Source organism: uncultured Lutibacter sp. (assembly GCF_947493565.1).
GTDB lineage: Bacteria > Bacteroidota > Bacteroidia > Flavobacteriales > Flavobacteriaceae > Lutibacter > Lutibacter aestuarii.
In genome coordinates this window covers 61,392-77,531 of the sequence record NZ_CANLRG010000004.1, presented here as the reverse complement: position 1 = coordinate 77,531, position 16,140 = coordinate 61,392, and the positions used below count along the sequence as shown (strand labels likewise).

Genomic DNA, 16,140 nt, shown 5'->3' with positions numbered 1-16,140 from the left:
AAAACATGTTATCTAAAAAACAAGCAAGAGCTTTTTTCCTAGGAGGTACTTTGGTAACGTTCTTAATTTTTATAGGACTTACTATATACTCTTTATCTGAAGGAGCTGATCAAACAAATCATGAGAATATAACTGCAGAAGTAGTAAGAGGTAAAGAAATCTGGGAATCTAATAATTGTATGGGGTGTCATACTATTTTAGGAGAAGGTGCTTATTATGCTCCAGAATTGACAAAAGTTGTTGATCGATTAAATCAAAAATATGATGGAAATGGAGAAGAAGTAATAAAAGGAATTTTAATGTCTAAAGGACCTTGGCAACCAAATGGTAGAAAAATGGTAGCTTATGGAATGACAGAAGATGAAGCAAGTGATGTAGTCGCATTTTTTAAGTGGATTGGAGAGATAGACTTAAATGGTTTTGATAGAATAGTTTCTCCTTTAGCAAAAGACAAAATTAACAACTAAACAACATATTATGAAATATAAATCACAAAAGGTAGCATATTGGTTTTTTGCACTTTCAATGCTATTACTAGTTTTACAAATTACCTATGGTTTTATTATGGGATTTGCACGCATTGGGTTTGATAATTTACACGAATTTATTCCTTTTAATACCGCAAGAGCAGTACATACCAATTTATTAGTAGTTTGGTTATTGTCTGGTTTTATGGGAGCAGCCTATTATATCATTCCTGAAGAGGCACAACGCGAATTAGTAAGTGTTAAACTAGCTTATGTACAATTAATAAGCTTAGCAGTTGTAGGGGTAGTTGCCATAGTTGGGTATCATTTTAACTATTGGGAAGGAAGAAAATTTTTAGAAATTCCACGTCCGTTAGATTACTTAGTGGTAGTGAATGTGTTACTATTTTTAGGCCTAATTTTAGTGACGTTATTTAAAGGTAAAAAGCAAACAACAACAGCCTTAGTACTTTCTATGGGATTATTGTTTGCTGCATTATTGTATTTACCTGGAATGCTTCCTTTTGATAGTCAAGTAACAGATTCATTTTTCCGTTGGTGGGTAGTTCATTTATGGGTTGAAGGTGTTTGGGAATTAATTATGGGAGGTATTTTATCTTTCTTATTAATTAAATTAACAGGTGTTGATAGAGAAGTTATTGAAAAGTGGCTATATGTAATTGTAGGTTTAACGTTCTTATCTGGAGTTTTAGGAACTGGTCACCACTATTACTATATAGGTGTAAATAAAATTTGGTTGATTGTAGGAGGAATTTTCTCAGCACTAGAACCATTGGCATTTTTAGCAATGGCATTATTTGCGGTAAATATGTATAGAAAAGGAGAGAAAAAACATCCGAATAAATTAGCTTTATATTGGACTTTAGGTGCTGCTATTGTTTCATTTATTGGCGCAGGATTATTAGGGTTTGCTCATACGCTACCGCAAACAAATTTATATACACATGGTACTTTAGTTACAGCAATGCATGGCCACTTGGCATTTTGGGGAGCATATGCAATGATTGTTTTAGCAATTATAAGTTATAGTTTACCAAATATGACAGGTAGAAAATTATATGATAGTTCTATAGGTAGAATGGCCTATTGGTTTTCAAACATAGGTATGATTGGGATGACGGTTGCTTTTGGTGTTGCAGGTGTTGCACAAGTTTATTTAGAACGAAAGTTTGGTATGGAATTTATGCAAGTTCAAAAAGAAATTAGTATTCATTTTGTAGTATTAGTTATTTGTGCATCTTTCTTTGCAACAGGTGTTGTAATGTATATTATTGACTTCTACAAACATGGGACTCCAACTGATGAAGCATTAGAAATTAAACAATAAAAGTATTAAGTAAAAAGTATCTAAATTAATCAACCCCATTTTATTAAATAATAAAAGTTGAAACGTTTTAAATCTGATTTGTCAACAAAATATTTAATAATAAATAAGATACTGAAATTTTAATTGTAGTTTTTTTAGATTGATTTCCAGAGTTGAAGATGATTAGTTTCCATACTATATAACAAATAAAATCTGAAACTCTGGTTTTCTATTTAATAGTATCAATCATTCGTATGAAAAATCAATCACCATATTATAAAGCCATAGGAAAAGAAGTTGAAGTTTTTGAACTAACCTATGCAAGTAAAATTCCTTTTTTATTAAAAGGACCAACAGGTACTGGAAAATCTAGATTTATTGAGTTTATTGCTCATAAATTAAATAAAAAACTAATTACTATTAGTTGCCATGAAGAAACCTCTTCAACTGATTTAATAGGAAGATATATTATAAAAGGAGCAGAAACGGTTTGGTTAGATGGTCCATTAACTACTGCTGTAAAAGAAGGCGCAATCATTTATTTAGATGAAATAGCTGAAGCAAGACCCGATGTAATTGTTGCCATACACTCTTTAACTGATCACCGACGTGAATTGTTTATCGATAAGCTTGGTGAAACTATTAAGGCTCATGAAGATTTTATGCTGGTTGCTTCTTTTAATCCTGGCTATCAAAAAGGATTTAAAGAATTAAAACCTTCAACTAGACAACGTTTTATAGCTGTTTCATTTGCATACCCAAAAGCTACATTAGAAGCTGAAATATTGGTAAATGAGACTGGAATAGATGCCAATACTGCTAAAAAATTGGTCAATATTGCTACAAAAATTAGAAATTTAACAGAACTAGGTTTAACTGAAACAGTTTCAACGCGTTTATTGGTAGATGCTGCCAAATTAATTCATAATGGGTTGCCAAAAAGGCTATCCGTTGAAGTTGCTATTGTTGAACCTTTAACTGACGATTTAGAAGTTATTGAAGCTTTAAAAGATTTATGTAACCTAATGATTTGATTTTAAGTTGTGTTTGAACCAGATGAATATATATTTACAAAACTTGCTCATTACTTTAAAAAGAGAAAACTAAAGAAAGAGGAAGCTGTTGCACATGCAGTTTTATTAAACGATTTAAAACCACGTTTAACTATTTTTGCTAGAGCAATAACTGGACAAGCTATTGAATTGTACCCTGCGGAAAGAGAAGGTGGCTACAAAAATAACAACTTCTTTTTACCTTCAAAATTTTCAGAATTTACTACAGTAGATGATAATATTTCTTATTACTTGTTTAGAATATTGTATTTGTCAGTCCAAAAAACCTTAAATTTAAATTGGAATGATGAGGTGGAACATGAATTGATGGAATCTCAACAAAAAGCTCAAAAAACTTCATCTAAAGTACTAGAAATTTTATTTGAACAGTTTCCAATTACCAAAAAATATCATCAAAAATTTTACACGTATTATATTGAAAAGGCAAACAATACCGATGTGGATTTTTCTTTTTTATATGGAAAATGGATGAAAAATAATCCTGAAGAAACTTCTAAAGATCAATTAAAAAATTTTACAGATAAGGTTAAAAAAGCGGATGATGAAAAACCGAAAACCATTTTAAAGTCTAATGCTGTTGAAGAAATCATCTCAGTTCAAGTAGATTTAAAACAGCAAGAAGATGCCGTTTTACAACATCAATTTGAAAAAGTGGAAACCGCAGAAGAATTTGCTGGTAATTTTAGAGATTTTGATGGAGATGATGAATTAGATGATCACTCAAATGCATTGGATGAGATAAATATGAAATATACAGTACGTGTAGATGATACAGCACATTCAGTATATCAAGCAGATTTTATTGAAAACACCACAGTTTCTGAAAGTGCTGAAATTGATAATAAAGGATATCATATTAAATATGATGAATGGGATTATTCTAAACGTTGTTATAAAAAAGACTTTTGTAAAGTATATCCAAAAACTTTATTGAAAAATAATGTTGAATATTATAAAAAAACATTAAATCAAAACCAGTCAACATTAATTGGGTTAAGAAAAATGTTAACTACGGTAAATAATAAATTTCAACAACAACGCAGGCAAACACAAGGTGAAGAATTTGATATTGACGCTATTATCGATTTGTTTGTTGATGTTAACTCAGGTCATACACCTTCAGAAAAAATATATTTGTCCAAACGGAAAAAAGAAAAAGATTTATCTATTTTATTATTGTTAGATGTAAGCCTATCAAGTGATAGTTATGCGGCAGGAAACAGAGTAATTGATGTTGAAAAGCAAGTTTCAATTTTATTTGGAGAGATTTTGAATGAGTTTCATATCGATTTTTCAATTGATTGTTTTTATTCTAAAACTAGAAATCATTCATCCTATATTACTATTAAAGATTTTGATGAAGAATGGAGTAAAGCAAAATTTAAAGTAGGTTCTGTTGAACCCAGCGGTTATACAAGAATTGGGGCTGCTTTACGTCATTCAGGAGCTCTGTTAGATAAACGAGACACAAAAAATAAATGGGTAATTTTAATTTCAGACGGAAAACCTAATGATTATGATAAATACGAAGGTAAGTATGGAGTAAATGATGTAAAACAAGCCTTAAGAGAATTAAACGAAAAACAAATAAATTCATATGCCTTAGCCATCGAAGCGCAAGCAAAGTATTACTTACCTCAAATGTTTGGACAAAACCATTATCAAATATTAACAACACCTGTAGAATTACTTAAAGCAATGGTGCAATTGTATGAAAAAATTAAACATCAAAGTTAAATATGGAATCTTTAAAAGTCAATTATAAAAATTTGTATTACCCTCCTGGAGGAATTTTAATATGGATCGTAATTTTTTTAGAATTAATCACTTTTGGTATGGCACTAATCGCTATGGTTATGTACAGTAAAGAAGAACCTCAAGTATTTCATACTTCTAGATTATTATTAAATACCACCTTTGGAGCAATAAATACAGTATTTTTATTAACTAGTGGTTTTTTTATGGCGAATTCTGTAAAAAAATTAAAAGCATTTAAAATCAATCAAGCATCAACCTATTTAAAATTAACTATGCTTGGTGGTTTCTTATTTTTACTGTTAAAAAGTGTAGAATATTATACAAAAATTGATGCTGGACTTACACTTAGTTATAACACATTTTTCTCTTTTTATTGGATGTTAACTTTATTTCATGTAATTCATGTCATAGTTGGGTTGGTAATTTTGGCTATAGCACTTGTAAGTTTACAGAAAAAGAAAGATAAAATAAATTTAGAAGATTTTGAGGCAAGTGCTGCATTTTGGCATATGTGCGATTTAATTTGGCTGCTGTTATTCCCAATAATTTATTTAATATTTTAAGATGAAAAAAAACGTATTTTTATGGGTTTGGATAATACTTATACTTTTAACTATGAGTACAGCACTAATCTCAAATTCGGTTTTAAGTATTTCTATTTCTGCACTACTTATTTTAGGATTGTCAAGTTTAAAATTTATTGGAGTTTCATTTTATTTTATGGAATTACGTAAAGCACATGCCTTGTGGAAAGTGTCATTAATTGTTTATGTTTTAATTTTTATGGTAATTACTATGCTGTTTATTTAAGTCAGTTTCAATTGTAAAAAAAGTTTTTGAAAGTTGATAAAAGTCAGTAATTAAATTTTTTTATGCTTGTATTTTCGCATTGTAAAAGATAAAGAGGTCTTTAAATATTAAAAATAAGCATACAATTAAAATACATAACAATGAGAAAAATTTTATTTATAACAATTTTAGCTACATTAACTGTAACAACATTAACAGCTCAACAGTTCGATTTATCAGCTGAATTACGTCCTCGTTATGAGAACAAACATGGTTTTGGGAAACTATTACAAACAGATGCTGACGGTTCAAATTTTGTATCGCAACGTACTCGTTTAAATTTCAATTTTGAACAAGATAAAATTAAATTGGGGATTTCTCTTCAAAATGTAAGAGTTTGGGGAGATATTAGTACCCTAGGTACTGATGATAACGCAACAATGTTACACGAAGCTTGGGCTGAAGCATTATTATCTGAAAATATTTCTTTAAAATTTGGTCGTCAAGAAATTGTGTATGATGACAGTAGAATATTTGGAAATGTAGGTTGGGCGCAACAAGGAAGAAGTCATGATGCGATGTTGGCGAAATTTAAAGTTTCTGAAAACAGTAAATTAGATGTAGGTTTTGCTTTAAATTCTGATAGCCAATCAGGAGTAGATAATTTATATAGCAATGTTGCGGGTTATAAAACTTTTCAGTACGCTTGGTTTAATACCAAAATAACTAAAGTAGGTTTAAGCTTTTTAGTGTTAAATAACGGAGTAGAGTTTATGGAAGCTAATAATCAAAAGGTAGATTATTCTCAAACATTAGGTTCTCATATTAAATATAATGAAGGAAAATTTAGCTCAGATTTTTCAATCTACTTTCAAACGGGGCAGTTGAATGGTAACGATGTTAGTGCTAACTACTTTGCAGGAAATTTAAAATACAAAGCTTCAACAGAGTTTACTTTAGGTATTGGCGCTGAATATTTATCAGGAAAAGATATGAATGATGCAAGTTCTGATGTAAAATCTTTCAATCCGTTGTTTGGAACCAATCATAAGTTTAATGGTTGGATGGATTATTTTTATGTTGGTAACCACATAGGGTCTGTTGGTTTAGTTGATATTAATGGGGTTGTTGCTTACAAAAAAGATAAATTTTCAGCAACATTAGTACCTCATTTCTTTTCTTCAGCTGCTGATGTTTACAATGGAGGAACAAAAGTTGATAATAATTTAGGTACTGAAATAGATTTAAATTTAGGATATAAAATAGCAAGCAATATAATGTTTAATGTTGGATATTCTAAAATGTTTGCTAAAGAAGCGATGGAAGTTCTTAAAGGAGGAGATAAAGATGAAAATAATTCTTGGGCTTGGATTATGTTTACTTTCAAACCAAAGTTATTTTCTTCAAAATAAAATATTTAAAACTTTAGTTAGTAGTTTTAGTTTAAAACCAGTACTTCGATTTTATATCCAAAGTACTGGTTTTTCTAGTCTAATTTACACGTGTCATTCCTTTGAAAGTAAAACTCAATTGTTTACTTTGGAATTATTCACAAGAACAATTTTTAAGATGAAGGCGTTAATCTAACAATCCCTAAATTTTGAACAGCAACATAAATATAGCCATCTGGAGCTTGACGTACACAACGTACGCGACCAATATTTTCTATTAGTTTTTCTTCTTTAACTACTTTGTTGTTTTCTATAACACATCGTGTAACATATTGAAATTTTAACGAACCTACCAATACATTTCCTTTCCATTCTGGGTATTTATTACTAGTAACAAATGTCATTCCGCTTGGAGCAATAGAAGGTGTCCAGTGGTGTATTGGATCTTCCATTCCTTTAATAGAGGTCTTATCTGTAAATTTTGTACCGCTATAATTAACTCCAAAAGATGCTTTAGGCCATCCAAAATTTTTACCAGCTTTTATAATATTTATTTCATCACCACCTTTAGGACCGTGTTCGTGTGCCCAAATTTCTCCAGTTTCGGGATGCATTGCCATTCCTTGCGGATTTCTATGACCATAAGAATAAATTGCTTTTATAGCATTTTTAGTGTTGTAAAACGGATTATCTGTTGGTATTGTTCCATCGCTATTTATTCTGTAAATTTTACCAGCTTCTTTAGTTATATCTTGTGGTAAAACATCTCTGTTGTATCTATCTCCAATTGAAAAATATAAATAGCCTTTTTTATCAAATTCAATACGAGAACCAAAATGGGTTCCGCTTTGTGTATTTGGAGTTGCTTTATAGATAACTTGAGTTTCAACCAAAGCATCGTTTTTTAATTTAGCTCTCATTATAGTTGTGTTTCCTCCATTTCCATCATTTTCAATATTTGCAGCGTAGGATAAATATAACCAACCATTTTCGGCATAATTTGGATCTAATTCTATATCTAATAAACCACCTTGGCCTCTAAAATATACTTCTGGTACATTTTTAATATTGGTTTTTACTCCGTTTTTAAAATGAATTAACTCCCCCTTTAATTCTGTAATTAAAATAGAATTATCGGGTAAAAATGCCATACTCCAAGGAATATCCATATCACTAACAATAGTTTCAACTTCAAATTTAAATTTGTTATTGTTTAAGGTTTGAAGTGCTAATTTTTCTGAAGGTTTTTCTTTACAAGAAATAATTAGAACTGTTATTAAACTGAAAAATATATTTGAATATTTCATAAGTTATAAATTTCATTAATAATATCGGCGGTTGAGCGGGGTCGAAGCCAATTATAGTTTAATCGAATTAAGTTAATGCTGTTATTTTCACCTTCCATCTTTGGTCAAAATAAACTTTTGTAGGAATCTATTTTTATAACGATTGAATTCCTGCCTGCACTTCGAATCCGCTCAGTGATCACTCTGGAATAGCAGCATTAATTATGATATTAACAAATATAATTATTTTTTATTTTAACACCGTAAATTCAATTGCTGAAGATGTAAAAACAGTATGTGTTTGTGTTTTAAAATCTTCGGCTTTTGCTTTAAAAATATTGTCAACATAGGTTTGGGGATTCAAATCTATTAACGGAAACCAGGTACTTTGCACTTGTATTTGTAATTTATGTCCTTTTTTAAACGTATGATGCACATCTTGTAATTTAATTTCAACAGCAGTTTTTTTGTTGGGTATAAAAGGTTCTGGATATGTAAAACTATTTCTAAATTTTCCTCGCATAACTTCGCTTCTAACCATTAAATGATAATTACTCATTTTTAGGTGATTTTGCATGTCCTTATTATTTTCTTCACTATCAGCTGGGTGCACATCAATAACTTTTACTATCCAATCGGCATCGGTTCCAGTAGTTGCCACTTGTAATTTTGCTAAAATGTCACCACACATTGTCATATCTTTTTCTAAAACTTCGGTTTCAAAAACTAATACGTCGCTTCTTCTAGCGGCAAAACGCTGGTCATCGGTCATATATTTTCGAGGAGTAAATACTGTTTTAATATCTTCTGTATAAGGAACAGGTTTTTTAATGTTACTTATAAACTGAATACCTTTTTCATTTCCTTTTTCAATAGCTAATTTTTGATCTTCAGCTAAATAAAAGGTTTGTTTTTTAGAATTTTTTGGAGGCCAAACATTGTAGGTATTCCATTCTTTTTTTCCTGTATCATACACATATGCTTCTGGTAAACCAGTATTTTTATCACCGGTACCTTTTAAGAAGTGATTAAAAAATTTAGTTTCAATTTCTTTTTGATATTTAATAGATATGGAGTCTCCAAAATAATAATTTCCAACACTGTTTTTAGGTTTTGTGCTAGCCCATTGTCCATGACTCCAAGGACCAAAAACAATGGTATTGTAATTATCTTTATTATAGTGTTCAATGGTTTTATAAGTTTCTAATGGTCCATATAAATCTTCAGCATCAAACTCACCAGCCACAATCATAGTAGCAACGTGAGATTTTATATTTTTTAAATGTTGAATAATACCTTTGCTTTGCCAAACTTCATCGTAATTAGGATGTTCTTTTAATTCTTTCCAAAAAAAGTCACTTGCATTGTCACTGTTTTTTAAAGCTGGGTTGTCCAATTTTTTATATTCAAAATAGAGGTCTAAGTTACTTAAAGGGCCTGCATCTAAAAAAAACTGGTACTGGTCTTTGGTTTTAAGGTCAGGAATTTTATACCAAGCTTTATCTGTGGGAGTATCTTTTGGAGTTCCAAAAAGAGGAGTTGCTCTAAAATAACTTAGTAGATAGGCACCGTTATGATGAAAATCATCAAAAAAGAAATCACCAATACAAGCTTGAGGAGATGCAGCTTTTAAAGCAGGGTGCGCATCAATAGTTGAATAGGTACTATAAAATCCAGGATATGAGATTCCCCAAGTTCCTACGTTGCCATTATTGTTTTCAACATTTTTTACTAGCCAATCAATAGTATCATAAGTATCGGAACTTTCATCAACATCGGTGCTATCTTTTTTATTTGGAATGTAAGCACGCATATTATCATAAGTTCCTTCGCTCATCCATCTACCTCTAACATCTTGATATACCACAATGTTTCCTTCTTTCATTAAATGTTCGTTAGGGGCAATCTTAGTTTTAAATTTATCAGCACCATAAGGCCTAACACTATAAGGCGTACGTTGTAATAAAATAGGGTATTTTTTGCTTTTGTCTTTTGGGGTATAAATGGAAGTAAACAATTTTATGCCATCACGCATGGTAATAGAGGTTTCTATTTTATCGTAATTTTCTTGTACATAATTGGTTTTTTCTTTATCATTTGGAGTGTTTTGTAGATTATTTTTTTCACAAGAAAATAACGCAATACTTATTAATACTAGTAGTATTGCTTTAAAAGCATAGTTTTTCATTTAAAAATTGATTAGTTAGTTGGTAAAACTACAAAAAATGTAAATTTAATTTGTTAACATTTTTGTTAAAACCAATATCAAAATAAAGAACTTATTTAAGTTTTAATATATTTAAAAATAATAGCACCCAACCGCTAATTAAAAGTAGGCCACCGATAGGAGTTATGGGACCTAAAAAACGTAGTTTATGGTTTTTGGCAGTTGATACTACCAAGCCATAAATACTAAATGAAAATAAAATGATTCCGACAATAAAACAATACACCATGTATTTTTCTGAAGTTGTATCTAAATTAAAATTAAAGCCAATACTAAGTAAAACAATGGCATGGTACATTTGGTATTTTACACCAGTTTCAAAACTTTTAAGTTGATCTTTTGTTAAAATTTTAGTAAGTGCGTGTGCACCAAAAGCACCAAAAGCAACAGCTAAACCACCAAATAGAGTGGCAGTAAGTAAGGTAAATTGAATCATTTGAATAATGAATTAATTTTTTTGCTAAAGTAACTATAAAATATAAAATGTTTAAGAGCAAATCTTACACTCTTTTTTACTCTTATGTTCACCAATTAAATATCCAAATTCATTTAATTTATAATTACAGCAATCTATAAAACCTTGTTGTAAGAGTTTTCTACCACGTTGAATTTTAGATTTTGCTCCTGATAATGAAATGTTCAATTGTTGAGCAACTTCAGCTTGTTTGAAGCCTTTAATTTCACTTAAAAAAATTGCTTTTTTATAAGTAGGGGGCAAATTTTTAATTAAAGGTAAAATACAGTCTTTAGCAGAGTGTTCTTCGTGTATTTCAGCTTCAGCTATCACAGGTATTTCAATTTCTAAGTTGGAGCTTTTATTGCTTTTTTTGAAATAATCTATGATAACGTTGTTGGCAATTGTGAAAATCCAAGACTTTATACTTTGTTGTTTTTTAAGGCTATGGATGTTTAAATGTATTTTAATAAAAACTTCTTGTAATATATCATCTACAGCATCACGATCTTTTATACGACTCCGTATAAAAGATTTAAGAGAGGCAGAAAATTCTTTCCAAATAACAGTTGTTTCCATAAAAAGTTTAAACCCTATTTTTATATTAAAGATAGGGTTTTAGTTATTAACAAGTACAATTTGTACAGTTACAAGATTCACAAGTGCAATTAGCACATTCTCCATTTTTGCAAGATTCACAAGTACAAGTGCATTCAGAATTTTTCATAATTATAAATTTTTAAGTTCTATATATTAGACAGCATTCCTTATAAAAAGACGCAAAAAACAATGTTAAATTTCAAAATTAAATAAAAAGATGTTGATAATGTAATAATTACTTACATAAAATTCAAAAAACAATATTTATTATTATTATTTGTAACTAATTTGTTAAATTATGTTTGTTAAAATAAACATATAAGTCACTTTTGCATTGTAATTAATGATAAATAGTAAAAGCATGTGTGGAATAGTTTGTGCATTTGATTTAAAAGAGAAGTCGGAAATATTAAGACCGCAGTTGTTAGAAATGTCTAAAAAAATTCGTCATAGAGGACCAGATTGGAGCGGGATTTATGCTGATGAAAAGGCCATTTTAGCGCATGAGCGCTTGGCAATTGTTGACCCAGCTTCTGGAAAACAACCTTTATTTAGTGAAAATAAAAAATTAGTATTAGCAGCTAATGGTGAAATATATAATCATAGAGAATTGCGTAAGCAGTTTGAAGGAACTTATAATTTTCAAACAGAATCAGATTGTGAAGTTATTTTAGCCTTATATCAACAAAAAGGAGCAAGTTTTATTGATGAAATGAATGGTATTTTTGGTTTTGCTTTGTATGATGTTGAAAATGATGAGTACTTTGTAGCTAGAGACCACATGGGAATTATTCCTTTGTATATAGGATGGGATCAAAACGGAACATTTTATGTTGCTTCAGAATTAAAGGCTTTGGAAGGTGTTTGTACTAAAATTGAATTATTTCCTCCAGGACATTACTTGTCTAGTAAAGATGGAGAATTAACAAAATGGTACAGTCGAGATTGGATGGAGTATAAAGCAGTTAAAGAAAACCAAACTAGTATTGATGAGTTACACGATGCTTTAGAAGCAGCAGTGCACCGCCAATTAATGTCTGATGTGCCTTATGGAGTGCTATTATCAGGAGGACTAGATTCTTCAGTAACTTCAGCGATTGCTAAAAAATATGCTGCAAAAAGAATAGAATCTGACGATACACAAGCCGCTTGGTGGCCACAGTTACATTCATTTTCTGTTGGACTGGAGGGGTCTCCAGATTTGGCTGCAGCACAAAAAGTAGCAGATCATATAGGAACGGTGCATCATGAAATTAAATTTACCATACAAGAAGGTTTAGATGCTATTAGAGATGTAATTTACAACCTTGAAACTTATGATATCACCACAATTAGAGCTTCAACACCTATGTACTTAATGGCAAGAGTTATTAAATCTATGGGAATTAAAATGGTACTTTCTGGAGAAGGAGCGGATGAATTGTTTGGTGGCTATTTGTACTTTCATAAGGCTCCAAATGCTGAAGAATTTCACGAAGAAACTGTTAGAAAATTAAGCAAGCTACATATGTACGATTGTTTAAGAGCAAATAAAAGTTTAGCTTCATGGGGTATTGAGGGACGTGTACCATTTTTAGATAAAGAGTTTATAGATGTTGCAATGCGTATAAACCCACAAGATAAAATGATTAATGGAGAGCGCATGGAAAAATGGGTAATTAGAAAAGCTTTTGAAAGCTATTTACCTGAAAGTGTTGCCTGGAGGCAAAAAGAACAATTTTCTGATGGAGTAGGGTATAGCTGGATTGATACTTTAAAAGAAGTTGTTGCTGCAGAAGTAACTGATGAACAATTGGCAAATGCAAAATATAAGTTTCCAATTCAAACACCTACTAACAAGGAAGAGTTTTACTATCGCTCAATTTTTGCAGAACATTTTCCTAGTGATACAGCAGCATTAAGTGTTCCTCAAGAAGCTTCAGTTGCTTGCAGTACTAAAATAGCATTGGAATGGGATGAAAGTTTTAAAAATATGAACGACCCTTCTGGTAGAGCTGTAGCACAAGTTCATGATGATGCTTACATAAAATAATAACCCTAAAACATGCGCATATAAGTTGTTTTACATGCGCATGTTTTGGAGTTTATATGCGCATACTTATTAATTTGCATGCTAATACTTTGTAATTTGTATGCGTATAAATTTATCTTTGCAAAAAAGAAAAAGTTGAATGTTGCATATAGAACTACAAGATAAATTATTTCCTACGTTAAAAAAATATTTTGGTTACGACAGTTTTAGAGATCAACAACAATCCATAGTTGAGTCTGTTCTTTCTAAAAATGATAACCTAGTAATTATGCCAACAGGTGGAGGAAAATCTATTTGTTTTCAACTACCAGCGCTACTTTTTGAGGGCTTAACCTTGGTAATTTCTCCTTTAATAGCTTTAATGAAAGACCAAGTAGATGGCTTAAACGCAAATGGAATTTCAGCTAATTTTTTTAATAGCAGTCAAGAAAGTCTTGAACAAACCAAAATTTTTGAAAAAGTAATCAATAAACAAATCAAGTTGTTATATGTAGCTCCAGAAAGTTTATCCTTGCTTCAAAATATACTAACTGAAAATTATATAAGTTGTATTGCCATTGATGAAGCTCACTGTATTTCTTCTTGGGGACATGATTTTAGACCTTCTTATCAACAACTGGGGTTTTTAAAAAAAGTATTACCAAATACACCAATAATAGCACTTACAGCAACGGCAGATAAAGCTACTAGAACAGATATTTTAGAGCAATTAAATATTTCAAATGCAACACAGTTTCTTTCTTCATTTGATAGAAAAAATATTGAGTTAGAAGTACGTCCAGCTAATGATAGAGTGTTGCAAATAATTAAATTTATTCGTAAAAAGCCTCATGAAGCGGGTATTATTTATTGTTTAAGTAGAAAATCAACGGAGCAATTAGCAACAAAGTTACAGCAAAATGGAATTTCTGCAGTAGCGTATCATGCAGGGTTAAATTTTGAAGAACGAACCAAAGCTCAAGAAAATTTTATCTACGATAAAATTCAAGTGGTTTGTGCTACCATTGCATTTGGAATGGGTATTGATAAATCTAATGTTCGTTGGGTAATTCATTACAATATGCCCAAAAATATTGAAGGTTATTATCAAGAAATTGGACGTTGTGGTAGAGATGGTTTACCAGCAAATGCATTACTGTTTCATAGTTACGCCGACGTAATTCAGTTACGTAAATTTATGAATGGTGCAAGTAATGAAGAGGTTCAATTAGCAAAATTAGAGCGCATGAAACAATTCTCTGAAGCTACCACTTGTAGAAGAAAAATTTTATTGAGTTATTTTGGAGAATTACTTTCTGAAAATTGTGAAAATTGCGATGTATGTAAAAATCCTCCTCAATTTTTTAATGGAACGATTATTGCCCAAAAAGCACTTTCAGTAATATCTAGACTAAAAGAGATTGAAGCAGTTGGAACGGTTATAGATGTTTTAAGAGGGGCACATAATGCCACTATTTTAGAGAAGGGATACAATCAACTAAAATCTCATGGAGTTGGAAGTGATATTTCATGGAGAGATTGGCAACAATACATTATTCAGTTAATTAATCAGGGATATTGTGAAATAGCTTTTCATAAAAATAATGCACTACAATTAACCGATTTTTCTAAAAAAGTATTGTTTGAGAAGGAGGTTGTAGAGTTAACGAAGCCAATTGAAGTTCAAGAACAAAAAAATGTTCAAACAGCACCAAAAGTGGCTAAAGCTAAAAAAGATTCGTTATTTGAACGGCTACGTAAATTACGTCAAGAAATTGCCTTATCAGAAAATATTCCAGCTTATTTGGTATTTAGCGATGCTACGCTGAAAGAGATGGAACGAGCTCGTCCAATGTGCGAAGCAGATTTTTTAGAAATTAGTGGAGTGGGGCAGCGAAAGTTAGAAGTTTATGGAGAAGATTTTATAGCAGAAATTGTGGCTTTTTCTAACGAAAAAATAAAAACTCATAAAAAGAAAGACACTTATAAAGTAACTTATGAATTGTATAAAGAAGGGTTATCAATCGATGAAATTTCTGTAAAAAGAAACCTAAAGGCAACCACTATTTTTTCTCATTTAGCAAAATTATATTCAGATGGAAAAGCTATTAATATTTATGATTTTATAACTAAAGATGAAGTTGTTAAAGTTAGAAAAGCAAAAGAAAAATTAGAAAGCCCACAAGCTTTAAAACCTTATTTTGAGTATTTTGAGGAAAAAATAGCCTATTTTAAAATCCGATTAGCATTAACAATAATTGATAGTGAAGGCAGTGTTTAAAGATGTGTTTTTTTAGTTAATGGATTGTTTTCTACTACATTAGATAAAACGATATGAGTTCTGCATTCACCATAGGTTATTAATCGATCGATAAATTGTTCCAAATGTTTTTGATTTTTTAAAACTACTTCCATAACAATATTTTCATTCCCAGTGATTCTATAACAATTAACGACTTCTTTAAAGTCTTTAACTTTTTCAATAAAAGGTTTTAATCTTCCCATAAAAGCACGTAGAGTGATGATTGCTTTTAATTGATGACCCGTTTCAAAATAGGAAACTTTGGCATAATATCCTTCAATAATTCCAAGATCTTCCATTTTACGTATACGCTCAGCAACTGCTGGAGATGTGATGCCAACTTTACGCGCAATTTCGGTATTGGACTGTCGAGCGTTTTGTTGTAAACAGCTTAGTATTTTCCAACTTAAATCATCAACTTTCATAATTAAAGATTTTATTAGTAAATATATTAA

General features: G+C 30.5%; 14 protein-coding genes. 9 read left to right on the top strand and 5 right to left on the bottom strand.

Annotation, left to right across the window (positions count from 1 at the left end):
• Window positions 1–5 precede the first annotated feature (5 nt).
• From Q0714_RS05945 to Q0714_RS05915, 7 genes are all read left to right on the top strand, one after another.
• Window positions 6–467, top strand: coding sequence for a cytochrome c (locus tag Q0714_RS05945; RefSeq protein WP_298263491.1), 462 nt, complete (start codon window positions 6–8; stop codon window positions 465–467).
• Window positions 468–477: 10 nt separating this feature from the next.
• Window positions 478–1,815, top strand: coding sequence for a cbb3-type cytochrome c oxidase subunit I (locus tag Q0714_RS05940; RefSeq protein ID WP_298263489.1), 1,338 nt, complete (start codon window positions 478–480; stop codon window positions 1,813–1,815).
• Window positions 1,816–2,048: 233 nt separating this feature from the next.
• Window positions 2,049–2,828, top strand: coding sequence for a CbbQ/NirQ/NorQ/GpvN family protein (locus Q0714_RS05935; RefSeq protein ID WP_298263488.1), 780 nt, complete (start codon window positions 2,049–2,051; stop codon window positions 2,826–2,828).
• A gap of 9 nt (window positions 2,829–2,837) precedes the next feature.
• A complete protein-coding gene (locus tag Q0714_RS05930) occupies window positions 2,838–4,604 on the top strand; it encodes a VWA domain-containing protein (RefSeq protein ID WP_298263486.1) in 1,767 nt (588 codons plus the stop codon).
• 2 nt (window positions 4,605–4,606) lie between these two features.
• Window positions 4,607–5,188, top strand: coding sequence for a cytochrome c oxidase subunit 3 (locus Q0714_RS05925; protein ID WP_298263484.1), 582 nt, complete (start codon window positions 4,607–4,609; stop codon window positions 5,186–5,188).
• A 1-nt stretch (window position 5,189) separates the two neighbouring features.
• Entirely contained in the window at window positions 5,190–5,435 is a 246-nt protein-coding gene (locus Q0714_RS05920) for a cytochrome C oxidase subunit IV family protein (RefSeq protein WP_298263483.1), read from the top strand.
• 140 nt (window positions 5,436–5,575) lie between these two features.
• Window positions 5,576–6,826 (top strand): alginate export family protein, encoded by a 1,251-nt coding sequence (locus tag Q0714_RS05915; protein WP_298263482.1) that lies wholly within the window; start codon window positions 5,576–5,578, stop codon window positions 6,824–6,826.
• 152 nt (window positions 6,827–6,978) lie between these two features.
• On the opposite strand, the gene Q0714_RS05910 is transcribed toward Q0714_RS05915, so the two are convergent.
• From Q0714_RS05910 to sigZ, 4 genes are all read right to left on the bottom strand, one after another.
• A complete protein-coding gene (locus Q0714_RS05910) occupies window positions 6,979–8,112 on the bottom strand; it encodes a PQQ-dependent sugar dehydrogenase (RefSeq protein WP_298263480.1) in 1,134 nt (377 codons plus the stop codon).
• Window positions 8,113–8,341: 229 nt separating this feature from the next.
• On the bottom strand, window positions 8,342–10,279 hold the full coding sequence (locus Q0714_RS05905) for a CocE/NonD family hydrolase (RefSeq protein ID WP_298263479.1): 1,938 nt from the start codon (window positions 10,277–10,279) through the stop codon (window positions 8,342–8,344).
• A gap of 91 nt (window positions 10,280–10,370) precedes the next feature.
• A complete protein-coding gene (locus Q0714_RS05900; RefSeq protein WP_298263477.1) occupies window positions 10,371–10,754 on the bottom strand; it encodes a DUF423 domain-containing protein in 384 nt (127 codons plus the stop codon).
• A 51-nt stretch (window positions 10,755–10,805) separates the two neighbouring features.
• Complete coding sequence (gene sigZ, locus Q0714_RS05895; protein WP_298263476.1) at window positions 10,806–11,351, bottom strand: RNA polymerase sigma factor SigZ; 546 nt, start codon at window positions 11,349–11,351, stop codon at window positions 10,806–10,808.
• A 382-nt stretch (window positions 11,352–11,733) separates the two neighbouring features.
• On the opposite strand from sigZ, the gene asnB reads away from it, so the two are divergent.
• Window positions 11,734–13,404 (top strand): asparagine synthase B, encoded by a 1,671-nt coding sequence (gene asnB / locus Q0714_RS05890; protein WP_298263475.1) that lies wholly within the window; start codon window positions 11,734–11,736, stop codon window positions 13,402–13,404.
• 139 nt (window positions 13,405–13,543) lie between these two features.
• Complete coding sequence (gene recQ / locus Q0714_RS05885; RefSeq protein WP_298263473.1) at window positions 13,544–15,664, top strand: DNA helicase RecQ; 2,121 nt, start codon at window positions 13,544–13,546, stop codon at window positions 15,662–15,664.
• Here the strand turns inward: recQ and Q0714_RS05880 are convergent.
• On the bottom strand, window positions 15,661–16,110 hold the full coding sequence (locus Q0714_RS05880) for an Lrp/AsnC family transcriptional regulator (RefSeq protein ID WP_298263472.1): 450 nt from the start codon (window positions 16,108–16,110) through the stop codon (window positions 15,661–15,663). The two genes, recQ and Q0714_RS05880, sit on opposite strands and share 4 nt — an antisense overlap.
• Window positions 16,111–16,140: the final 30 nt, after the last annotated feature.